This is a genomic window from Rufibacter hautae (assembly GCF_008271695.1).
GTDB lineage: Bacteria > Bacteroidota > Bacteroidia > Cytophagales > Hymenobacteraceae > Nibribacter > Nibribacter hautae.
Genome location: NZ_VKKY01000001.1, coordinates 2,260,880 through 2,283,470 on the forward strand (window position 1 = coordinate 2,260,880; position 22,591 = coordinate 2,283,470).

Sequence of the window (22,591 nt, forward strand, 5' to 3'; positions counted from 1 at the left end):
AAGCCCCCGTTGTGAAACGGGGGCTTTTTCGTTGCTGTACAGATTGCTCTGTTTTGGGCTTCCTTCTACAGAAACAGGCCCAAAACGGAATTAGAACTTGATCCCGAAGTCCAGGGCAAAAGAGCTGTTCTTGAGTTCCACCTTGTTGTCATTGAAGATGCCGGCGTAGTAATCATCGTCTACATCGGTGAGGCCGCGGTGATAAGAAAGCCCCCCGAATATTTTGGTGCTTTCGCCCAGTTGCCACTCGGCGCCGGCGCCCAGCACGGCGCCAATCTCAAAGGTGTTGAAACGCTTGGTGAAGCGGTCACCCTCGGCGTCAACCTTCTTGTCGTTCACTTTGGCCGCCAGCAGGGTGTTCAGCGACGTGCCCGCCTGGAAGTACAAGCGCGTGTCGGTGGCTACCTCGTTGGTAAAGAGCTTCAGGGAGATGGGAATCTCCAGGTACTGCAGGTTGATATCGTCTGAACCAGAAACAACCGTGGAAACTCCGTCTGTAGACTGGGTGTAGTTGTATGATACTTCGCCGCCTTTTACGTTATAGATCAAACCAGTGCTAAAAGCGTAATTCGCCCCGAAGAAATAGTCGGCGATGACGCCCATGCCAAACCCTACGCCCGCGCCCTCATTCTTAAAGTTGTACTGGTCTTTGGCAATGGTACGGGTGGAGGTAACGGACGGGGCTACTTTCACCCCAATCTCTATCTGCGCAGAGGCTTCCTGCGAGAAAAATAAAAGAGCGGCCAGAACCAAAACCAGGGGAGTAAAACGAATCATCTTCATAGGGTAAGAGGGTATTAAGAATTAGTACGTTAAATTTGCTTAAAGATAAAGGAAGAATAAGGATGCGAGGCTATTTATTGCTGCTGTTTACTGTTGTATTGTTTTTTAGTTGTTCAAAGAAAGAAACGTGTGAGATTCCGGAGGAAGTATCCCGTATTGCGGTAGACCTAAAGATTGACCGCTTGGAGGAACGCTTTTTCAAGATAAAAACTGTGCCAGAGATGCAGGCTTTCTTGAAGGAGGAGCCGCTGCTCAGAGACAGGTTCCTGCTGCGCGACCGTTACCCCTCAGAAGAACTCATGGCCCAGAACCTGCTCCGCTTGGCCACCGATACCAGCATCCATAAACTGCATCAGCAGAGCAACGCCACGTTTGGCGACATGAAGACCGTGGAACAGGGCCTGGAGAACGGTTTCAAGCACGTGAAATACTATTTCCCATCTTTCCACCTGCCCAAGGTGCAATCCTTCATCTCGGGCTTAAGCCGCGATTTACTTGTGAGCGACAGCCTGGTGGTGCTGGGCCTGGACTTCTTCATCGGGAAGAAAGCCTCATATCGGCCGCAGGCGCCGGAGTACATCCTGAAGCGCTACGAGAAAGAGAACCTGGTGCCGTCTGTCATGCTGCTGGTCTCCAACAAATTCAACAAGACCGATTTTGTGAACAAGGAGATGCTGGACGAGATGATAGATTACGGCAAGTCTTACTATTTCACGCAGAAAATGCTGCCCTGCACACCAGACTCGCTCATTATCTGGTACTCTGGCCAGGAACTGGCCGATGTGAACTACAACGAAGGCAAAATCTGGGCGCACCTGGTGGAGAAAGGTTTATTGTATGAGACCAGCCAGTTTACCATCAGGAAGTACATTGGCGAGCGGCCCAACGTACCCGAGATCAGTGAGCGTTGCCCCGGTCGTATCGCTACGTGGGTAGGCTGGCAAATTGTGCGCAAGTACATGGAGAATAACCCAGACGTGACGTTGCCCCAACTCATGGAGGAAAAAGACGCCCGCAAGATTCTGGAGCGGTCTAAATACAAACCGCAGAAAAAGTAAGTTTTCCGTTTAGGGGCTGTTTTCTAGAAAACAGCCCCTAAACGTTACCTCCCTCCCCGTTGCCATGCACATTGCGCTGTTTCACCAGTATCACCATAACCCAGACTGCCCGGCCACGTGCCGGCATTACACGTTTATGGCAGAACTGGCGAAACGGCACCAGATCACCCTTATCACCTCCAGCGCCTGGGAGAGCAAACGCCTTACGCAACAGTATGACTGGGTACCGCCCGGCGTGGAGTTGGTATCCATTGACGTGCCGTACTCCAACAAGATGGGCGTGGTGCAGCGGCTGCAGGCTTTTGGGTCTTTTGCTACGCATGCACTGGTGAAAGGCTTACGGATGCCCAAGCCCGATGTCATCTGGGGCGTTTCTACGCCCTTGACCACGGCTTGGGCGGCAGCGCAAGTGTCCCGGTTCAGGAAAGTGCCCTGGGTGTTTGAGGTGCAGGATCTCTGGCCTTCTTTCCCCATCCAGATGGGCGCGGTGCCGTCTAAACTCGCGCAGCGCCAGTTGTACCGCATGGAAGCCTCCTTGTACAGGCAGGCCGCCCACATCATTCCGCTGTCTGCTGATATGGAAAGGTATATCCTGGACAAAGGCATCGCTCCCCAGGAAGTGACTACACTTGTAAACGGCACAGAGATACCTGCGCAGCCCATCTCTTTGGTCGAACAGCAGGCCTTGCGGGAGGAGTTGGGATTGCAGGGGAAGAAGGTGGTTCTTTATGCCGGAACCTACGGCCGCGCCAATGATATACCCTTGATAGTAAAGGCAGCCGAGTTGCTGCAACACCATCCGGAGATATGCTTTGTTTTCACCGGTCAGGGTTTTGATGCTCCTTTGCTGGAAACAGCCGCAAAACAGCAGAGCAATATCAAGCTATTGCCGCCTTTGCCCCGCCACGAAATCTTCCGCCTGTTCTCTATCGCGGAGGTGTCAGTTGTGTCTTTTATTGACTTGCCGGTGCTGGAAGCGAACTCCCCGGGAAAGCTTTTCGATAGTCTGGCGGTAGGAACTCCCGTCATCGTCACTAATCCCGGCTGGACCAAAAAGTTGGTGGAAGCGCAAGGCTGCGGTTGGTACGTACCCGCCGGAGATGCCCAAGCCTTGGCTCATTCTCTGGAGCAGAGATTATCGCAATCTGAGGAAATGACTTTCATGCGCGGGAAGGCAGCGCGAGTGGCCCGGGAGCAGTTCGATCGCCTCAAGATGATTCCTGTATTGGAAAAGATCTTTGAGCAGGTGACGCAGCAGAAAAGGTAACCCGTTCCGTCTTCCAGATGCAGTGTTCCACGTGACGAAAGACCTGCGTCGCTCTTTCAAGGGCAGCTATTCTTTCATGGCGATGTCAATGATTTTCTGGCCCGCATCGCCCAGGTAGGTTTTCACCATTTTCTCATAGGAACGGTACCCTTCATCCACGTTGGTCATCATGATCAAGCCTCTCTTTGATTTGGGAAGAATGAAGAACAGCGCGGCGGCCCCGTGATCCGATCCGCTGTGCGACAAGGCGTATTCTCCGTTCCCCAGATCATAGACCTCCATCCCTAGCCCGAAGTAGATGTTATCCTTGGTTTTTACCTGGTGCGAAACCATTTCAGCGTAGGTCTCTTTGGAAAGCCCGGCCCCGTTCATCACCGAGATCAGAAACTTGCTGTAATCTTCCACCGTGGTTAGAAGGTCATCGGCGGCATTGGCGCTGGTGTTCTTGTAGGTGTCGTAGAGGCCGCCTTTCGTGTTATGCCACAGCGCAAACCGCGTTTCATCCACGCCTTTGTCCCAGACGTATTTGGTGTCCTTCATGTTCAAGGGTTTGAAGAGGAGCGAATCGGCTAGTTGATCTAGGGTTTTGTTGAATTTCTTCTCTATCGCTTTTCTCAAATACTCCATGCCTTCCCCTGAGTACTGGTACTTGGTGCCGGGGTCAAATTGGAAAGCGAGTTTTTTGGATTCGTTCAGCCAGCGCCAATTGGGGAAACCCGTCTGGTGGGTCAGGACGTGGCGGGTAGTCAGTTTTTTGCTTCTGGGGTCATGGGCAATATCAGGGTCGGTCCAGTAGGTGGCCAGGGGCTCGTCTAGCTTCCATTTGCCGGCGTTCACCAGTTTCATGGTCACCATGGCGGTGATGGGTTTGGCCAGCGACGCCACATTGAAAATGGTGTTGTAAGGAGCAGGCGTCCCTTTTTTCAGCTCCCCGAAAACTTTCACCTGCTGGAGTTTTCCTTCCTTGATAATCCCGATGGCCATGGCCGGAAACTTGTTTTCCTTGAGCCAGGCCTCTATCTCTGCGTCGTTGGCAAAGGCCGCTTCTCCTACTCTAGGGGTAGTCGCGTTCACGTGGTCATAGCTCAGGCTCCGCACCAGTTTCCAAGCGCCATTTTCCAGGTTCCAAACGTGGGTGAACCGAGCGGTGCTGGCGAAGGTCTCGGCTTTTCCGGCCTCTTTTTCATAAAAGCGGTGCTTTCCCGTCTGGATGGCCCCGTACAGCACCTGATTGTCTTTGTACAGGGGAAACACCTCGGTACTGCCGGGGACCAATTCCCTCCGCGACTGGTACGTAGAGGGCGATTTGCATAAACCGTTCTTAAAGCTGGAGATAAAGGCCGCTTTCGTGGGCGTGATGCCGCCTTTGTCATGGTAGAACTCAAAATTGTCGCTCACCACGTTCTCAAACTGGGCCATATTACAGGTGTTGAACCCCACATTGAAGAGGAGGCTGTCCTGTACCATAATGGCTTTGTACAGCTTTGAGCTAGGCGCTTCCTGCGCCTGTCCCAAGAAAGACACAGAAAGGAACCCGAGTAGCAGGACCAGTATCCTGAGGTTTTTTGAAGGCATCATCAGTGTAGTTCTTTTTTGTCCAGGGGATTCAAAACGAAAGTACTACTACAAGAGACAGCCAACATCCCTTTTACCCTCTGCGGAGAAGGTGAAAAGCACGAATAAATTTCAGCGCTGTTTCTGGGCTGATTTTAAGAATTTGAGGCTAAAGCGAAGTCCAGAGGACTGATTTCTTCCGGTCTCCTTAGCTGATATCCGCTAACTTGATGATTTTATCCCCTGAGAAGGTGAAAACTGATTTGCCTTGCAGGGTTAGTTCATCGCCTTTTTTCATGCCGTTGGGCAGGTCCGTTGCCAGGATGGCACTGTACGCAATGTTAACCTCGGTCTGGTTCCCCTGGTGGTTCAAAGACGTGATCGTTTGTTTTCTGGAAGAAAAGTAGTTTTTAGCCTGCTCTGCTTGCGCTTTAAAGGCCTGCAGCCCGGTCAATGACAGGTTTGTTTCGCCGTTGGCGATGTTTTCGAACACCACGGCCTCATCAAAATCGCGCACCATGCCTTCCACATTAAAGTGGTTGTAGCTGTCTGTGTAATTCCGGATGATTTCCTCTCTGTCTGTCATAGCGGAGTAAGGTTACGCAAGCGATTTATTTTCTATTCGGTTAATGGCCGTCAGCGGCGGATACTGTAGAAGGATGGACAAGGGCAGAGGCTAGACGCGCTCCGGGGTTCCGTGGCCATATTTTTCTAGATAGCTGTTCAAGGTCCTGGACAGTTCTTCATGGCTGATGTCTAGCCCGGCGGCAGCGGTATTGAAGGGCGAGCCATAGTTGCTTACGTTGAACTGCATCATTTTCCGGCGGAAGAAACGGGTCTCCTGTTCAACCCAGAAATTTGGGTCCGCTACCTGAATAATGAAAAACTGCTGCCCCTGGATGCTTACCTCCTCAAAGCCTAGAATGTCTTTCCATGTCAGCACCAAGGGATTAGATCTGGTAGGGTAGAATCTCAAGCCGGTGGGATCAATGATGTAGGCCAACTCTGTTTTGAGTACTCTTTTGGTGGCCACCACCGCGCAACCCCCGAAGAACACAACCGCGGCCAAGCCTACTCCCTTCGGGATGAGCGGATTTCGCCCGGCCCAGCCGGTGAGGTTCTCTGCGTTCAGGAAAAGCCATACTCCTAATACCACAAACAAGAGCGCGCCAAAAAGCAGCAAAACCGATTTCTTCTTACTGGTGTAGATTTCTATCCTGTCCATGGATTTCTGAAGGGGTTCACTTTTTAGGCAGCAGTGCCTAGGGAGCTTTCCTGCGGAGGCAGACTATTTGCGCCCACCTGCCCGAAATATATCTTTAATATACTATGTATGCCGTAGAAAAGAAAATCCACCTGGTTTTTGGCCTGATTTCGTCAAAACTCCTTTAAAACGGCTCGCTTATCCCAGCTTGTTCTCCGGGTCATCGGGTTTGTTGGGCCAGTTCTTTTGGTAGTAGGCGCAAAAGTGGGTGAGGGGGCAGCGCTCGCACTGCGGGGTACGCGCCAGGCAGATGTAGCGCCCGTGCAGAATGAGCCAGTGGTGCGCTTTGGGCACCAGGTCTACCGGAATGTGTTTGAGCAGCTCTTTTTCCACCTCCAGCGGAGTTTTGGCTTTGGAACTTACCAGCCCCAGCCGCTTAGAAACCCGGAACACGTGCGTGTCCACTGCCATAGCGGGCATGTTGAAAATCACGGAGGCAATCACGTTGGCGGTTTTGCGGCCTACGCCCGGCAGTAGTTGCAGTTCTTCTATGGAAGAAGGTACCTCGCCCCCGAAACGCTCCGTCAGCATTTTGCCTAAGCCGGCCAGGTGCTTGGCTTTGTTGTTGGGGTAAGAGATGCTTTTGATGTACGGGAAGATGTCCTCTGAAGTGGCGGTACCTAGTACGGCTGGCGAGGGAAAGGCCTCAAACAAAGCCGGGGTGACCAGGTTCACGCGTTTGTCGGTGCACTGGGCGCTCAGGACCACGGCTACCAACAGTTCATACGGATTGCGGTAGTCCAGCTCCGTCTCCGCTTCGGGGAAGTTCTGGGTGAAATAGGAGATCAAATGGCGGTACCGCTCTGGTTTACGCATTAGGGTAGAAGATTAGAATACAAACTTAGGCAAAAGGAGGCTTTCTGCCAGAATATATGGTTGTTCTAAAAAGGAATGGGCTTATACAAAGAATGCAAGCTCAGCCAGAAATGCGATTTTGTTTGTCCGATGGAAACAGGGGAGTGGTTTTGGAAAGCGTCTAGTTTGAAGTCAAACCTTTCTTTTTAAATACAAGCGCCTTGACTACGGTGGCATCATCAAGGCGCTTGTATTTGGGAGTAAAGACGCTTACCGGTTGAAATCTACCAGAATCTGCACCCTTTCTGCGTAGGGATCGCTCATGCGGGTAACCGTTACCATGTCCGTCTCGCCGTAGTATTTGGCAATCCCCTTGATAATGCCCACGGCCACCCCGCACATGCGGCGCTTGGAGTAATAGTCAATGATCAGGCGATTCTCGCCCTGCTTTGTCACCAGCAACTTTGGAGGAGAAGTCCTGCTGTCTTCCTTCTTTACGGCCCCGTGCATGGACTCCTCGGTGTTGAGCAGCATCTCGTAGGTTCGCCACTCAGGCTTGATGTATTTCTTGTAGACCAGCAGCAAGTCGGGCACTAGGAACTCCCCGTATTGCTCCATGAGCTCGTAGGCGGAAATGCCTGTGTCCTCGGAGGCTTGGTGTACGATGGCGAAAAGCTCGTCGGTGGGGTACATGCCTTGCATCTGGTAGGAGGAATGCTCCACCCCCACTTTCTCCAGCAGCCGGACCCAGGTGCTGTAGTCGTAGGTGCCTTCCACAAAACGCTTCAGCAGCACGAAGATGGAGCCGTGCATCATGTCTTGGAGACCCGTTTCAGTTGTCATTTGTCTGTTTTTTGTCAGGAATATATACGGGTAAGCGGCTGAAGGTTTCCAAGGTGCCTTAAGAGGCGACCGGTACCGGTTCAGGGACCCAAGATAGTCTTTAAAATTCCTTGTCAAAAGGGAAGCGGCTGAGGTACTGTGGTTTGCTGAATTTTCCTTTGAGCAGCCTTCGTTCAGCAGAAGATTGGAATTGGGTGCGATTTCTTAAAATCAAGTCAGAAACCCAGGTTAGGATAGGGGAAAGGAGTCTTAGCGCGTTCAAATAGCAGTAAGCCACTCTTCTGCTGCTGGGTGATCTTGGAAGGTAGAGACCATGACGCCTTTGATCCCAAATTCAATGGCTTTATCGGTGGAGCGCCTGGCGTAAACATCTGGCGAGTAAACGTGGGCCAGGAACTTGCATCCGGCTTTCGCCATTCTGGGAATCTAATCCAGTGCCACCCACTCCGCAGCATCTGACCACATCCCCGTCACGTGCGTGTTGTCATTCAGAAGCTTGGGGCAGCGGTAATCCGTTAGAAACCTAAGGATTTCTCGTAGCCGTCGCGCACGTTTCCTCGGTCTGCTCGCCCAGCCAGTCGGCAGAAGGGGTGTCGTTCACCACATTGTACCAGATGGTGACGTGAGGCTCATGGGTTAACAACTGGCCCTTCATGCCAGGGTTCTTTTGAAATGTCCTGGATTAGGTGGTGCCCCGCTCAATGTTCTCCATCACCACAGAGGCAAGGCTCTCCAATACGCGCTGGTCAGACTCAGAGAACTTCCTTGGTTCTTTGTCCACGAGGCAGAGGGCGCCAATGTTAAAGCCATCGTTGGTTCTTAAGGGCGCAGCCGCGTAAAAGCGCAGGCCTAAATCACCGGTCACAAAAGGGTTGGCCAAAAGACAGGGTTCCTCCAGCGCGTTTTCAAACACCGTGGCTCCGTTCTTGAGCACCGCCAGGGAGCAGAGGCTGGTGCCCCTGGGTACCGGTGGAGCGGTGTCTAACCCTGCGTTGCCTTTGGTATGCACATACTCACTGTCTACAAAGTTGACAAGCGCGATGGGGACAGAGAACATGTGGGCGGCCATGCTGGCAATGTGTTTGAAGGTGCCTTCCTCGCGGTGGGTATTCAAAATATATAGGCTATGTAATTTGGCCAGCCTCTCCTCTTCGTTCTCTGGTATAATCGGCAAGCCGAACGTGTTCTTCATTGGTGTTGTAAGAATATGATTGGGCTTTTGCTGAGTAGTTGTTTTTACTCCTAAGTGTCTCAGTTGGGGGTTTGACATCCTTCAAAGGTAATGCTTTCATCACTTGCCGCACCATCATTTACCGGCACAGTTCAACTTTCTTTTTTTACATACTTTTCTACAACCAATTTCTTCAGTTATAAGGCATAAGGATCAGCTAAACCGATAAATTGGAGCCGGCGCAAAAGCCAGTTCTCGTAGAAAAATGCTCTTTTCTGGAAAACAGGCCTAAAACAGGAAGCCCTGACTATTGGGGATAGTCAGGGCTTCCTGTTTTACTTACTCTTGATTCTTTTACGGATGCAGACTTACAGTTTTGGAGTAACTGATGATGGCATCAGTGACCCGCTCGCTTGGTAGGGTGAGTGCTTCCTCTAAGCTTAGCTGGGTGAGGAGCAGATCAGCACAGGCTTCGGCTAGTTCCTGGTCCACCATTAAGGCTTCTTCCAGGGCCAGGCGTTGCTTTTTAGGCAGTTCGTTGTAAAGGTACTGTACTAGATCATGATGAGTAAAGGTTTTGGTCATAGGCTGTTTTATCATTGGACATTTTTTTCCGCAGGTTAATTAATGCGTATCTCATTCTGCCCAAAGCCGTGTTGATGCTGACACCGGTAGCCTCTGCGATCTCCTGGAAACTCATGTCAGCGTAGTGGCGCATGATGAGCACCTCTTTCTGCGCGGCCGGTAACTGTTGGATCAGTTCCCGTAGGCGGGCATGCGTTTCCTCTTTGATCCGGATGGATTCCACTGATTCTTCAGAGAAGCTCAACGTGTTGAACACATTGCTGCCGTCTTCCAAAGTAATCATTGGGCTCCGTTTCTCCCGACGGAAGTAATCAATAGCCAAGTTATGGGCGATACGGCAGATCCAGGATGAAAATTTGCCCTCTTCGTTGTAACGACCGCTCTTCATGGTATGGATAGCCTTCACAAACGTTTCCTGTAACAGGTCTTCGGCTGTGTAGGTATCTTTCACTATAAGCAGAATAGTGGTATAAACCTTGCTCTTGTGGCGGTTAACCAATTCCTCAAAGGCGCTCTCGTTACCAGCGATATACGACGTTACTAACGCCGAATCATTTAGCTGTACTGTATTCATCTAAATCTACAAATAAGGTAACGTAGAGGTTTATGCCATATTGTGAGGTTAGGTTAGTAAGATTGGTTTTATGTGATTACCAAATATAGAAAATAGGGCATTGAAATGCAACGCCAAAAAATATTCTAAAAAACTTTTTTTTCGTTTTGGACTGCTTTTCAGAAAACCCACTTTAAAACAGGTTAAACGCAGAAAACAGAACTGCCTCAAATATCACACCAATAAAAGGCGACAAACGCCCGTTCTGGCCGGTTTTGAGGCATAAACCACCCAAAAATGTCTTGGTTTATGCACCGTTAAGCTACTGAAAAGTTTTTGCCCACTTTTTAAAAAAGAAGTCAAAAAGGCCAAATCCTTCTTCAAAGATCCTGGCCGAACGGCAAAAGTAACAATCTCAGGCTTCCCGCCCCAATAAAAAGGAGATAAATTGACTTTGTCTAGCTTGGGGCTAATGCGACAGCGGTCTTTTCTTGATCATGCCGCCCGAGGTGTCATTGATGCTGTGCATGATGATGAAGGCCCCGGGGTCCAGTTCGGTGATCAGGGTTTTAAGCCTCTGTACCTCCAGGCGGGTAACCACGCAGTATAAGATGTCGATCTCCTCGCCGGAGAAACCCCGCTGGCCTTTGTAGATGGTCACCGCCCGGCCCAACTGGGTTAGAATAGCCTGCCGCATGGTGTCACTGTGCACCGATACAATGGTAACGCCGGTGTATTCCTCAATCCCGTTGATGATGAAGTCAATGGTCTTGGAAGCGGTAAGATACGTGAGCACCGAGTACATGGCCGGCTCGGCGCCCAACAGAAAAGCCGCCCCCAGGAAAAGGAAGAGATTAATGACTAGGATCACATCGCCAATGGTGAGGCTGGTGCGTTTGCTCAAAAGCAGCGCCATAATCTCGGTGCCATCCAGCACGCAGCCGCCCCTGATAGACAAGCCAATGCCCGCCCCCAGAAAGAACCCACCAAACACCGCCGTGAGCAATTTGTCATGGGTGATGCTGGGGAATTCTATGGTCAACAGAAGTACTGACAACCCGATGACCGCCAGCAGGCTTTTGAGCGCAAAGGAACGGGCCACCTGCGTGTAGCCGGCAATAAGGAAAGGCGCGTTGATGAGCAGAATTAACAGTGGCAGCGGAATCCCCGAGCTTCTGGACAAAAGCATGGAAAGGCCCGTTACCCCGCCGTCAATGAAATGGTTGGGAATCAGGAAGCCTTTGAGGCCTACGCCCGCGGAGCAGATCCCGAAACAAATGAGCAGGACATCGCGAAACCTTCCCCAGGGGCGCTTGATTTTCAGGGCTGCGAGCTTAGGCGGTAAAGGCGGATTCAAGGAAACAGAAGCTTATGATTTACTTAACCGGTGGAGAAAGCGCCTGCAGCTGTTGGTTGACAGAAGTCAGCTGTTTGTTCAGGCCGTTATAGTATGCTTCAATGCTTTGGCGTTCTTGGGCGGTGAGGTTGGCTTCCAACAGGGCGTTGCGCTGTTCCTGCAGTTTCACTAGCTGCTCCAGCAGTTGGATTCTCTTTTCCTGCGCCAGGCTGTAGGTGAACTTCTGCTTTTGGTTTCCCGCCGATACGATCTGGCCGTTTACCGTTAGGATGCGCACCTCCGTGTCGCCTACTACTTTCTTCTCGTGCTCTATAATAGTGTTGTGGGTGAAAATGTCATCGGCTACCAACACCACTTTGCCTTGGGGGTTCACGGCGTTCTTCTGTTTGAGCGTGTAGGTCTTGCCGCCGGCTAAGCTTACCTGGCCCGATGGCGACACCACTGTTCCGTTGCTGTACTGAACGGGTTCCTGTACCTCATAGAGTTTGCCGCCCCGGTGCTGCACCAGTTTTCCCTGTTGCCAGAAGATAGTGTTGTCTTTGATATTGGACCGCGTGATAAGGGAGTCTGAGGTCTGCTGCGCCAAAGACAATTCGGAAAGGCAGATAAAAGCCAAAAAGAAAGATAAGCGGTATAGAACGGTTCTTTTCATAGGTGTGAATTTGAATCAGGTTCTATATACGGTATTTGCTATCTAGATGATGGGGTTAAGGCTCGCAGAAAATAAGTTGCTATAGGTGGGATAAGTAAAAGATGCAGAAAGGTTCTTTGAAAAGTTAAAGATTTGGCAAATCCTTCTTAAAAATGCGGTCGTATAAACCTGTGTATGGAATATGAATTTAGCATGACGCCTGAGTTTAGGGAGGAGGTAAAGAAAGACCTCAAAGTGAAGGAGAAGGCTAATGCCGAAATCAAGGATACCCTGGCCATAGAGCGTACCTCTTTTGCAAATGAGCGGACGTTTTTGGCTTACTTGAGAACCTCGCTGTCGCTCATTATAGCAGGGGTTTTCTTGCATCAGTTTTTCAATTCCACGGTTTCCATGTGGATTGCCGTTTTTCTTATTCCGTTGGGAATAGTCATCGGCGGAATTGGTTACCGGAAATTCGCGAAAAAGCGTGCCTTGATCCAGCGCAAGCGCGATGCTTACGTGCCAGCAAAACAGATGCTGGTTTTGCTGAAAGCTGAGAAATCTATGCAGATGAACATCAGTCAGCAATGATTGAGATTGGTATGAAAATTGTACTTAAATGAAATAAGGAAGTGCGGCGATAGTACGAAGAGGTGCTGTTGGAATGCAAAATCGCCCACTTTCTTTTCTTTTCTCTTCCCGAATGGCGGGCCGCGTTTTTAGCTTAACGTTACCCATGTCATCTTACCATATACCCCCTACAAAGCAGCAACGGCAGCCCTTGAAAGGCTGCCGTTGCTGCTTTGTAGGTATTCCCTTTCTTCTAGATCAGAGACGGCTAGTTTTGGGGTAGATTTCTAAAAACAGGCAGTAATCGTCTTAAGGCTTTACCAGCGGCGTGGCCCAAAGGCCCATTTTCATTTGGAAGATGTTGGCAATACTGGTGGCTTTCTGCTTGGCTAATTCGGCCATTTCACCGGCAAACAGTTCTTCCACCGTTTGGGTGAAAAGCGCAATCCAGCGGGTAAAATGTGTTCGGTCTACGGGTAAAGCCAAGTGCTTGGGAAAGGGTTGGCCTTTGTAGGCCATGGAGCCAAACAATACCGTACTCCAGAACTCATACATCTTGGGCAGGTGGTGCTCCCAGTCCACCCTGGCAAACTCATTGAACACCGGGCTCAGTAGTTCATCTTGGTTTACATGGTCATAGAAAGCATCCACCAATCTCTTGATGTCTTCCTCAGTGGTTATATCAGGTTTCAGTTCTTCGTTCATATTGATAGGGGTAGCAGGTCGCCTCCCGTTCGTTCAACAAGGCAAGGTTACGCATTAGTGCCGTCCGGCGAAATGATGTTGGTCATTTTAGGGCCATTTTTATGAAAACAGGGGTGAAGTATGGGAAATAGTAAAGGAAGCGTTAGGACCATAGATGGAAACTTTCCCCTGTTCCCCTTTGAAGTAGAAATTCTATATCAATAATAGTGTAGTTGGAAACCGTAAAGCAGCCTGCGAACTGACCTAATGAGTGGTTAGGAGGCTCTCGCCTCACGGCAGTTGCAAACTGCCGATCATTTTGGGTCCAAGTCACAGACTTGAACCATGGTACTGGAGAGTAGACGCCATGATCAGCAGGTGTAAACACCCCTCTGCGCTCCCCTCAAGGGGAGAATCTCGCTTAGTAGGCGCATTCCCGTTTCAAGCCTTTCGGTTGAGCGCCTTGTCAGGTTCCGGTGCCGAAGGCATTGCGACTGAAAGGAGCAAAGGAAGCTGGCGCAGCGCGAGGCCGGAAGGCGGGGCCTCGCGGCCGTGAGCGCTCGGAGCCCAACTATGAAACAACCCAGCTCATGCACCCACGGTAACAGCGCAGCCACGCCAGCAGAAGCAGACTACAATTCCCTCTCAAAACCACCATCCCTGCAAATCAAAAACAAAGCGAGAGCTAATCGTAAGAAATCTCTCTTTTTCCTGTCCTGCTATTACTTCCTGTCTTACCTTTCCAGCGCTTTAGGCAGAGTATCCACTTATCCTTTATGCTATGGATGACCTTTTTGCCGCCCGGTCGCAGATGGCGCTGTCGCTGGGTTTTCACATCATTTACGCCTGCATCGGCATGGTCATGCCGTTCTTCATGGCTGTTTCCCATTACCGCTACCTAACCACCCACCAGGATGTCTACAAACGCCTCACCAAAGCGTGGAGCAAGGGCGTAGCCATCTTTTTCGCCACAGGTGCCGTTTCGGGGACCATGCTGTCGTTTGAGTTGGGGTTGCTGTGGCCAAGGTTCATGGAGCACGCCGGACCAATCTTCGGGATGCCTTTCTCGCTAGAGGGGACGGCCTTCTTTATTGAAGCCATTGCGTTGGGCTTCTTCCTGTACGGCTGGGGTAGGTTCAATCCGTGGTTCCATTGGTTCACGGGCGTAGTAGTGGGAGTGAGCGGATTGGCTTCCGGGATTCTGGTGGTAGCTGCCAATGCTTGGATGAACAGTCCCGCCGGGTTTGACTACGTGAACGGGCAGTACCTGAACATTGATCCCATCAAAGCCATGTTCAACGATGCCTGGTTTTCGCAGGCCTTGCACATGACGTTGGCGGCTTTCACCGCAACGGGTTTTGCCGTAGCGGGCCTGCACGCGCTCATGATCCTGAAGAAGCACAATGTGGTCTTCCACGCCAAAGCATTCAAGATCGCCGCCATTTTTGGGGCGGTGGCGGCCATTCTGCAACCCATCTCCGGTGACATCTCCGCGAAAGACGTAGCCCAGCGGCAACCAGCGAAACTAGCTGCCATGGAAGCACATTTCCACACCGAGAAATCAGCGGCGCTGGTGCTGGGCGGTCTGCCCGATGAAGATGCCAGGCAGGTGAACTATGCTATCAAAATACCCGGCATGCTCAGTTTCCTGGCGCATGGCAACTTTGAGCAGGAGGTGATAGGCTTAGACAAATTCCCGAAAGAAGACCAACCGCCGGTGCTGGTGACGCACATCGCGTTTCAGATCATGGTAGGATTAGGCTCGTTCCTGATGCTGGTGTCTTTGCTGTATCTGCTGGCGCTCTGGAAGAAAAAGAAATGGCTCTACAGTACCTGGCTGTTGCGACTGTTCGTGCTGGCCATTCCGCTGGGCTTTATCGCCATTGAGGCCGGTTGGACCGTGACCGAGGTAGGCCGCCAGCCCTGGATTCTCTATGGCATCATGCGTACCGCAGACGCCGTGACTCCTATGCCGGGCATCGCCTATTCCTTTTACCTGTTCACGGGGATTTATCTGTCTCTGACGCTGGTGGTGGCCTATCTGCTGTACCGACAAATCAAATCGGTGCCTACGCTTTATGACATTACCCCCGAACCTGCGCACGCCACACATTAACCAGAAGCCATGCTATACGTTGTCATCGCTTTTCTCTTCCTGGGTATTCTCCTGTACTTTCTGCTGGGCGGCGCCGATTTTGGGGCCGGTATCATAGAACTGTTCACCCACCGGCGCAACATCAGGAAAACCCGGACTACTATGTACCACGCCATCGGGCCTATCTGGGAAGCCAATCACATGTGGCTCATCATTGCCATCGTGATTTTGTTTGTGGGTTTTCCCAAGATTTACGCCACCATGTCGGTGTACCTGCATATTCCGTTGGTGCTGCTGCTCATTGGCATTATTGCGCGAGGCACGGCTTTCGTGTTTCGGCACTATGATGCGGTGGTAGATGAGATGCAGGTAGTCTACAACAACATCTTCGTGTACTCCAGCTTCCTGACGCCGTTATTTCTGGGCATCATCGCCGGAAGTGCGGTGTCGGGGCATATTGATGTGCAGGCAGACAATTTCCTGGATGCGTACGTGTTCAGTTGGCTGCATTGGTTTTCGGTGGCGGTGGGGTTCTTCACGGTGGCGCTCTGCGGATTTCTGGCGGCCATCTACTTAATCGGCGAAGCCGAGGAGCAGGACCGCCGACGGTTTGTGGAGAAAGCCTTGATTCTGAACATCGTGGCCGTGGTGTGCGGCGCGTTGGTGTTTGTGGCGGCCCAGGTAGAAGGCGTTCCGCTTTTGGAGTGGCTTTTCGGGAATGCGGTCTCGTTCACCGCCATTGTGCTGGCTACGCTGTCACTGGCGCTGCTGTGGTTCTTGCTGGGACGAGGACAGGGGAAGGTGCTGCGGGTGCTGGCTGGGTTTCAGGTGACCATGATTCTGCTGGCCATCGGGTGGGCCCATTTCCCCGATTTTATTTTACTGCGCGGCGGCGATCACCTGTCTTTGCTGGAGACCCAGGCACCGGCGGCTACCATCACGGCGTTGGGCTGGGCCCTGGTGCTGGGCAGCGTGTTTATCTTGCCCGCGCTTTTCTATCTGTTCTACAGTTTCCAGACCAAACCCATCCATGATTACGAGGTGTAAGCTGCCTGTTCGTATCCAATGAGGCCAAGGGGGGGTTCTGCGCCAATTTTCCAAAAACACCCTTAAAGCAGGGACGATAAAGGTATCAAATGAAGCGGCCCGATTGGTATTGTTCTACCAATCGGGCCGCTTTTCTATTTATTAGATCAGATGCGTTACTTGACCACTTCCACCAACTGGCATTTTTTGAGCCAATGCAAGGCTTCGGTTTCTGAGGTGAAGCCTTCAAAATCGGCGCCTGATCCGTACCAAGGCAGGGCTCGCATCTGCGTAGCCGAGGACTTGGTCTCAAGGTCATTGGCGTGAGCCGGAGAAACCAGGTAAGCCACATGGGTAATATGCCCCAGTTGGCCGTGCAAGGCCGGGAAGTAGGTTTCACGCAACCAGTCAACGTCTTCCTTGGAGAGAGGGCCCCGGCTTCTGATATCAAACAGCCAGTAACGGGCTTGCGTATCTTTGGCTAACTCCAAAACCTGCTGGTACACTTCCCGGGCTGTGAAGGCGTACACCGGCTGTGGCCAGCGCAGAATCAACACATCCAGGTCTGGACGGTAGGTCAACGCAATGGCATCTAGAAATAATGGAGACATAGGGAAACGCTTATTTACAGTAAACTTACAACATTACACACAATCATAGCCATTTTCAAGCCAAATAGGTGGTAAGCTTTTGAATATAGTCAACAGCTATATTTGGTTCAGCGTTCATTCTTAAGGCGTAATAACCGTAATCCATTGAAAAATGCAATACCTTTGAATTCCCTATTTCCTGACTTGTGACAACACCTACCCCCAACCAAGAGGAGCGGCATGATCCGTACGCCGTGCTCCGGATTCCTGAATTCAGACTTTTCGTTTCTGCCCGCTTCTGCATTACCCTGGCCATGCAAATACAGGCCGTGGTAGTGGGTTGGCAGATCTACGACATCACCAAAGACCCCTTTTCGCTGGGACTGATCGGGCTAGTGGAGGCGATTCCGTCTATCACGGTGGCACTGTACGCAGGGCACGTGGCGGACATCATTCCACGCAAGCGCATTATCATTACCGTCCTGAGTGTGCTGCTTTTCTGTTCGTTGGCGCTTTTGTTCTACACCCTGGATGTTGGTAAAATCCTGCACGCCTTTGGTACGCTGCCCATCTACTCGGTGATTTTCCTGAGCGGCATCGCACGCGGATTCATGGGGCCGGCCGTGTTTGCCTTCATGCCGCAAATGCTGCCAGACCGTAAAATGTATGCCAATGCTATTACCTGGAGTAGTACCACCTGGCAGGCAGGCTCGGTGGCGGGTCCGGCCATTGGGGGCTTGGTGTATGCTTTTGGCGGTGTGACGGCGGCCTTTGGGGTAGATGCCTCGCTGGTGCTGCTGTCGCTTTTACTGTACACGTTCATCGCTGCCCGGCCCTTGCCGGTGAGCGAAGGTCCGAAACTCAAGATCAAGGAAAGCCTGCAGACCGGCCTCAAGTTCGTGTTCGGGAACCAGATCATCTTGAGTGCGCTGGCCTTGGATATGTTCGCGGTGCTCTTCGGCGGAGCCGTGATTCTGTTGCCGGTATTCGCCTCGGATATCCTTAAGATCGGACCGCAGGGCTTGGGCTTGCTGCGTTCGGCGCCAGCTATTGGCTCTGTGACCATGGCGTTGTTCATGGCCTATCGGCCGATTACCTTCAACGCTGGGAAGAAAATGCTGTGGGCAGTGGCCGGGTTCGGGGCGTGCATCATTGTGTTTGGCTTATCTAAGTTGTTCTGGCTCTCGTTTGGGATGCTGCTGCTGAGCGGCGTGCTGGACAGCGTCTCGGTGATCATCCGGTCTACCCTGATCCATACGCTTACGCCCGAGCACATGAAAGGCCGCGTCTCCAGCGTGAACAACATCTTTGTGGGCTCCAGCAACGAGATCGGGTCTTTTGAATCGGGTTTGGCCGCCAAACTGCTGGGCGTGGTCCCGTCGGTGGTATTCGGGGGCACCATGACCATTCTCATCGTCGCCTTTACCGCCTGGAAAGCCGATAAGCTGCGCAAATTAAGTCTGTAGAGACCAAGCGCCACCTGGTCTCTTTTCCGCATTTTAAACCCGTTTTTACAGAAACAGCCTAAAAACAGCGAGGCCCGCCAGAAAAGATCTGGCGGGCCTCGCTGTTAGCAGCAAGAACTTAGGCCTTGCCGGCTACGGTGAGCTTAGCGGCTTTGGTGGCCTCATTTTTAGGTTTTTGAGGGCGGCTGTTGCCGTAAGAACCTTGGCTGATCTTGCCCTTTTTGCTTTTTTTATCTCCTTTTCCCATGGTGAATGTAGTTGGTTAGATTGAAACATTGGGTAACAAGTTCTCTTGTGCGAGAGTCAGGAAGAGAAAGTTACAAAGTCTGCGAAATAAGCGCAAGTTTCTTTCTGCGTTTCGGGCCTGGTTCTCAGAAAGTAACCTTAAAACGGAATCCGCGGGTACCCTTCTAAAAACCAATGCGTATGCCTACCTTTGCGGCTTGGCCTTGCGCTCATTTAATAACACGGGTAAACAGAATTATTCTGCCCCGGTTGTTGTTCTAGAGAGGCTATAATTCCATATGACAGAAGATCTCATCCAACAAGATACCGAATTAGACGCGCTGGACGCCCGCGAGCACATCATCATCAAACGGGCCCGCGTCCATAACTTAAAGAACCTGAGCGTGGCCCTTCCGCGCAACCAGTTCATTGTGGTCACCGGCCTTTCCGGTTCCGGTAAATCATCTTTAGCCTTTGACACGCTCTACGCCGAGGGGCAGCGCATGTACGTGGAGAGCTTGAGCTCCTACGCCCGCCAGTTCCTGGGCCGCATGGACAAGCCCGACGTGGATTACATCCGCGGCATCAGTCCGGCCATCGCCATTGAGCAGAAGGTGAGCATCCGGAACAACCGCTCCACTGTGGGCACCAGCACCGAGATTTATGATTACCTCAAGCTGCTGTACGCCCGCATTGGCAAAACCATTTCTCCCGTTTCGGGGCAGGAAGTGAAAAAAGACACCGTCTCCAGTGTAGTTGATTTCCTGATGACCCTGGAAGACGGAACCCGCATCATGATCCTGGCGCCGCTGCAGCAAAGCAAAGACCGCAAGCTTAGTAAAGAACTGGACTTGCTCCTGCAGAAAGGTTATTCCCGCGTGCTCTATAACGGCGAGGTCTCTTTCATTGAGGAACTCATCGCCGAAGGCCAGAAAGAGCCCAAAGGCGCGGTGTCCATCCTGATTGACCGCGCCGTGATCAAGCAGGGCGAGGAAGACGAAAGCCTGCAGATGCGCCTGGCAGACTCGGTGCAGACCGCTTTCTATGAAGGCCATGATGAGTGCCACATCCAGATCGGCGAAGAGACCCGCGTGTTCTCCAACCGCTTTGAGTTGGATGGCATGGTGTTCGAGGAGCCTAACGTGAACTTCTTCTCTTTCAATAACCCGTACGGCGCCTGCCAGACCTGCGAAGGCTGGGGCAGCGTGCTGGGCATTGACCCCGACCTGGTCATCCCAGACAAAAGCCTGACGGTGTACGAAGGGGCCATTGCGCCGTGGCGCACTGAGAAACAGAACGAGTGGCTGCAGCCTTTGCTCAAGAACGGCGTGCGCTTCGATTTTCCGATTCACCGCCCCTACAACGAACTCACCGAAGAAGAGCAGGAATTGCTCTGGACGGGTAACAAATACTTCGGTGGCCTCACCGATTTCTTTAAGCACATCTCGGCGCAGACGCATAAAATCCAGTACCGCGTGCTCTTGTCTCGCTACCGCGGCCGCACTGCTTGCCCGGACTGCAAAGGCTCGCGCCTGCGGAAAGATGCCAGTTACGTGAAAGTAGACGGAAAAAGCATCACCGACCTGGTGCTCATGCCCGTGACCAAAACGCTGGACTTCTTCCATAACCTGAACCTAAGCGAGCATGACATGGCCGTGGCCGACCGTCTGGTGACCGAGGTGACGAACCGTCTGAGCTACCTGACGCGTGTAGGCCTGGGCTATTTGACCTTGAACCGCTTGTCCAATACATTATCTGGTGGCGAAAGCCAGCGCATCAACCTGGCAACTTCTCTTGGCAGCGCACTGGTGGGCTCTATGTACATCCTGGATGAGCCTAGTATCGGGCTGCACCCCAAAGACGCTGACCAATTGATTGGCGTACTGCGCACTTTGCAGCAGATGGGCAATACCGTGATTGTGGTGGAGCACGAAGAGGGCATGATGGAAGTCGCGGATCAGGTCTTGGACATTGGTCCGGAAGCTGGTTCCGGTGGTGGAAACCTCATGTTTCAGGGTACTTTTGACGAACTCCTGAAAAGCGATACCTATACCGGTCGTTACCTGAGTGGCCGCATGGAAGTGCCGGTGCCTGCCCAGCGCAGACCATGGCGCAACTGCGTGGAAGTACACGGCGCCCGCGAGAACAACCTCAAGAATGTATCGGCGAAATTTCCATTGGATGTCATGACGGTGGTGACGGGCGTGAGTGGTTCCGGTAAATCTACCTTGGTGAAGAAGATTCTGGCCCCGTCGCTGATCAAAGCCCTGGGCGGCCATGCCGATGCTACGGGTAAATTCGATAAGTTAACCGGCGACATCAACAAGGTGGCCCACGTGGAGTTTGTGGACCAGAATCCCATTGGGAAGTCGTCGCGCTCTAACCCGGTGACGTACGTGAAAGCCTACGATGCCATCAGAACCATGTACGCCGATCAGCCACTGGCGAAAGCCCGTGGGTTCAAGCCATCGCACTTCTCCTTCAATATTGAAGGCGGCCGCTGCGAAGTGTGCCAGGGCGAAGGCCAGGTGAAGATTGAGATGCAGTTCATGGCGGATATCTATCTGACCTGTGAGGCCTGCGGCGGACAGAAGTTTAAACAGGACATCCTGGACATTCAGTACCACGAGAAAAATATCTCCGAAGTGCTGGACATGACCATTGACGACAGCTTGATTTTCTTCAAAGACCAACCGAAAATATTGGAGAAACTGAAGCCGCTGCAAGATGTGGGCTTAGGCTACATCCGGTTGGGGCAGTCCAGCAACACCTTATCGGGAGGGGAGGCGCAGCGCGTGAAACTAGCCTCTTTCCTGACCAAAGGCGCTACCCCGCACAACGGCAACATCCTGTTCATCTTCGATGAGCCTAGCACCGGTCTCCACTTCCATGACATCAGCAAGCTGTTAACGGCCCTGAATGCCCTAGTGGAAAACGGCAACACCGTGCTGGTCATCGAGCACAACATGGACATCATCAAATGCGCCGACTGGATTATTGACCTCGGCCCTGAAGGAGGTACCAACGGCGGTCACTTACTGTTTGAAGGTACCCCAGAAGATTTGGTGAAGCAGGAAGACAACCACACTGGCAAGTATCTGAAGCCGAAGTTATAAACCTGTTTAGCGGCTGTTCTTGAAGAAAAGGTTTTAAAACGGTAGCCATTGATACAGACCTGTGAAGTTCTCAAAACTTCACAGGTCTTTTTTATTGCTGGCGTTCCAAAGGTAGGGGCAATCCCTTGTGGTTGCCCTTTCACGTTTGCTACCTTAAATGGCAACCACAAGGGATTGCCCCTACAGTGACTGTTTTGAAAAAAAATATTTCTATTACCTTGTGGTATGAAACTCCGCTCAAAAATTCTACTGGCGTTATGGGTACTTCTTCCTTTGGTAACAGCTGGTTACTTTCTGGAAAAACGTTACGGGAAACCCAGCCCTGAAGAATACCAGGAGAGAGCGGCGGAACGGGTGCGGGAACTATCTGCTTCCAAGGAACTGCAGAACGGCGATCTCATTTTCCACACCTCACGCTCGGCGCAGAGCCAGGCCATTCAGGTGGCCACGAAATCAAAGTACAGCCACTGCGGCATTGTGTACCAGGAAGGCGGAAACTACTTTGTCTATGAAGCCGTGCAGCCGGTTTCTACCACGCCTTTGGCCAAATGGATTGCCCGCGGCGAGGGCGGCCATTTTGTGGTCAAGCGTTTGAAGAAGGCAGATGAGGTGCTCACGCCATCGGTGTTGGCCAAAATGAAGCAGGAGGGGCAGAAACTGGCCGGAAAAGACTATGACCTCACCTTTGAGTGGTCTGATGACAAAATCTACTGCTCAGAGCTTATCTGGAAAGTCTATCAGCGGGCCGCCGGCATAGAGATAGGCAAACTGGAGAAACTCAAAGACTTTGACCTAAGTGCCAAACCGGTGCAGGCCAAGATGCGCGAACGCTACGGCCGTAACATTCCGTATGAAGAAAATGTGATCTCGCCGGCCAGTATGTTTGCCTCTGATTTGTTGGTGACGGTAGTGGAGAAGTGAAGGAAGGTCAGAACAATTCTTAATGGCAATGGTTCAC

Annotated in this window: 24 protein-coding genes; 8 read left to right on the top strand and 16 right to left on the bottom strand. The window is 51.8% G+C overall.

Annotated features, from left to right (window positions below; all coding sequences use genetic code 11):
• Positions 1-90 precede the first annotated feature (90 nt).
• Positions 91-783, bottom strand: a complete 693-nt coding sequence (locus FOA19_RS08875) for a porin family protein (protein ID WP_149090373.1) — start codon at positions 781-783, stop codon at positions 91-93.
• 62 nt (positions 784-845) lie between these two features.
• Here FOA19_RS08875 and gldB point away from each other — a divergent pair, with 62 nt between their 5' ends.
• Together gldB and FOA19_RS08885 are read left to right on the top strand one after the other, a co-directional pair.
• Positions 846-1,841, top strand: coding sequence for a gliding motility lipoprotein GldB (gene gldB, locus FOA19_RS08880; protein ID WP_223808794.1), 996 nt, complete (start codon positions 846-848; stop codon positions 1,839-1,841).
• 64 nt (positions 1,842-1,905) lie between these two features.
• Entirely contained in the window at positions 1,906-3,108 is a 1,203-nt protein-coding gene (locus FOA19_RS08885) for a glycosyltransferase family 4 protein (protein ID WP_149090374.1), read from the top strand.
• A gap of 66 nt (positions 3,109-3,174) precedes the next feature.
• On the opposite strand, the gene FOA19_RS08890 is transcribed toward FOA19_RS08885, so the two are convergent.
• The 12 genes from FOA19_RS08890 to FOA19_RS08935 form a co-directional block, all read right to left on the bottom strand.
• Positions 3,175-4,686, bottom strand: coding sequence for a class A beta-lactamase-related serine hydrolase (locus tag FOA19_RS08890; protein WP_223808795.1), 1,512 nt, complete (start codon positions 4,684-4,686; stop codon positions 3,175-3,177).
• A gap of 184 nt (positions 4,687-4,870) precedes the next feature.
• Positions 4,871-5,248 (bottom strand): nuclear transport factor 2 family protein, encoded by a 378-nt coding sequence (locus FOA19_RS08895; RefSeq protein WP_149090375.1) that lies wholly within the window; start codon positions 5,246-5,248, stop codon positions 4,871-4,873.
• Positions 5,249-5,338: 90 nt separating this feature from the next.
• Positions 5,339-5,887: an STM3941 family protein gene (locus tag FOA19_RS08900; protein WP_149090376.1), complete on the bottom strand. Its 549-nt coding sequence runs from the start codon at positions 5,885-5,887 to the stop codon at positions 5,339-5,341.
• A gap of 177 nt (positions 5,888-6,064) precedes the next feature.
• Complete coding sequence (gene nth, locus FOA19_RS08905) at positions 6,065-6,742, bottom strand: endonuclease III (RefSeq protein ID WP_149090377.1); 678 nt, start codon at positions 6,740-6,742, stop codon at positions 6,065-6,067.
• A gap of 249 nt (positions 6,743-6,991) precedes the next feature.
• On the bottom strand, positions 6,992-7,564 hold the full coding sequence (locus FOA19_RS08910; RefSeq protein WP_149090378.1) for a heme NO-binding domain-containing protein: 573 nt from the start codon (positions 7,562-7,564) through the stop codon (positions 6,992-6,994).
• 258 nt (positions 7,565-7,822) lie between these two features.
• The gene (locus FOA19_RS23335) at positions 7,823-7,981 is read right to left on the bottom strand and encodes a hypothetical protein (protein ID WP_190300331.1); all 159 of its coding nucleotides are present in this window, start codon (positions 7,979-7,981) and stop codon (positions 7,823-7,825) included.
• A 106-nt stretch (positions 7,982-8,087) separates the two neighbouring features.
• Entirely contained in the window at positions 8,088-8,219 is a 132-nt protein-coding gene (locus FOA19_RS23675) for a hypothetical protein (RefSeq protein WP_262713902.1), read from the bottom strand.
• A gap of 27 nt (positions 8,220-8,246) precedes the next feature.
• Positions 8,247-8,756 (bottom strand): GAF domain-containing protein, encoded by a 510-nt coding sequence (locus FOA19_RS08915; RefSeq protein ID WP_149090379.1) that lies wholly within the window; start codon positions 8,754-8,756, stop codon positions 8,247-8,249.
• A 333-nt stretch (positions 8,757-9,089) separates the two neighbouring features.
• Positions 9,090-9,320 carry an anti-sigma factor gene (locus tag FOA19_RS08920; RefSeq protein WP_149090380.1) on the bottom strand — a complete coding sequence of 77 codons (231 nt, stop codon included), beginning with the start codon at positions 9,318-9,320 and terminating at the stop codon, positions 9,090-9,092.
• Positions 9,295-9,894: an RNA polymerase sigma factor gene (locus FOA19_RS08925; protein WP_062543751.1), complete on the bottom strand. Its 600-nt coding sequence runs from the start codon at positions 9,892-9,894 to the stop codon at positions 9,295-9,297. The genes FOA19_RS08920 and FOA19_RS08925 overlap by 26 nt, the downstream gene beginning before the upstream one ends.
• 448 nt (positions 9,895-10,342) lie before the next feature.
• Complete coding sequence (locus FOA19_RS08930) at positions 10,343-11,230, bottom strand: YitT family protein (RefSeq protein ID WP_223808796.1); 888 nt, start codon at positions 11,228-11,230, stop codon at positions 10,343-10,345.
• A 19-nt stretch (positions 11,231-11,249) separates the two neighbouring features.
• Complete coding sequence (locus FOA19_RS08935) at positions 11,250-11,882, bottom strand: DUF6799 domain-containing protein (RefSeq protein WP_149090381.1); 633 nt, start codon at positions 11,880-11,882, stop codon at positions 11,250-11,252.
• 174 nt (positions 11,883-12,056) lie between these two features.
• On the opposite strand from FOA19_RS08935, the gene FOA19_RS08940 reads away from it, so the two are divergent.
• Complete coding sequence (locus FOA19_RS08940; RefSeq protein WP_149090382.1) at positions 12,057-12,452, top strand: YidH family protein; 396 nt, start codon at positions 12,057-12,059, stop codon at positions 12,450-12,452.
• Positions 12,453-12,740: 288 nt separating this feature from the next.
• Here the strand turns inward: FOA19_RS08940 and FOA19_RS08945 are convergent, their stop codons facing one another.
• A complete protein-coding gene (locus FOA19_RS08945) occupies positions 12,741-13,136 on the bottom strand; it encodes a group III truncated hemoglobin (protein ID WP_149090383.1) in 396 nt (131 codons plus the stop codon).
• A gap of 760 nt (positions 13,137-13,896) precedes the next feature.
• Here FOA19_RS08945 and FOA19_RS08950 point away from each other — a divergent pair.
• A complete protein-coding gene (locus FOA19_RS08950; protein ID WP_149090384.1) occupies positions 13,897-15,231 on the top strand; it encodes a cytochrome ubiquinol oxidase subunit I in 1,335 nt (444 codons plus the stop codon).
• A gap of 9 nt (positions 15,232-15,240) precedes the next feature.
• The gene (locus FOA19_RS08955) at positions 15,241-16,257 is read left to right on the top strand and encodes a cytochrome d ubiquinol oxidase subunit II (RefSeq protein WP_149090385.1); all 1,017 of its coding nucleotides are present in this window, start codon (positions 15,241-15,243) and stop codon (positions 16,255-16,257) included.
• 155 nt (positions 16,258-16,412) lie between these two features.
• Here the strand turns inward: FOA19_RS08955 and FOA19_RS08960 are convergent, their stop codons facing one another.
• Entirely contained in the window at positions 16,413-16,847 is a 435-nt protein-coding gene (locus tag FOA19_RS08960; protein ID WP_149090386.1) for a hypothetical protein, read from the bottom strand.
• A 185-nt stretch (positions 16,848-17,032) separates the two neighbouring features.
• Between FOA19_RS08960 and FOA19_RS08965 the strand changes: the two genes are divergently transcribed.
• Positions 17,033-18,292, top strand: a complete 1,260-nt coding sequence (locus FOA19_RS08965; RefSeq protein WP_149090387.1) for an MFS transporter — start codon at positions 17,033-17,035, stop codon at positions 18,290-18,292.
• A gap of 118 nt (positions 18,293-18,410) precedes the next feature.
• Here FOA19_RS08965 and FOA19_RS08970 read toward each other — a convergent pair whose 3' ends face one another.
• Positions 18,411-18,539 carry a 30S ribosomal protein THX gene (locus tag FOA19_RS08970; RefSeq protein WP_149090388.1) on the bottom strand — a complete coding sequence of 43 codons (129 nt, stop codon included), beginning with the start codon at positions 18,537-18,539 and terminating at the stop codon, positions 18,411-18,413.
• 277 nt (positions 18,540-18,816) lie between these two features.
• On the opposite strand from FOA19_RS08970, the gene uvrA reads away from it, so the two are divergent.
• On the top strand, positions 18,817-21,633 hold the full coding sequence (gene uvrA, locus FOA19_RS08975; RefSeq protein WP_149090389.1) for an excinuclease ABC subunit UvrA: 2,817 nt from the start codon (positions 18,817-18,819) through the stop codon (positions 21,631-21,633).
• 225 nt (positions 21,634-21,858) lie between these two features.
• Entirely contained in the window at positions 21,859-22,554 is a 696-nt protein-coding gene (locus tag FOA19_RS08980) for a YiiX family permuted papain-like enzyme (protein WP_149090390.1), read from the top strand.
• Positions 22,555-22,591: the final 37 nt, after the last annotated feature.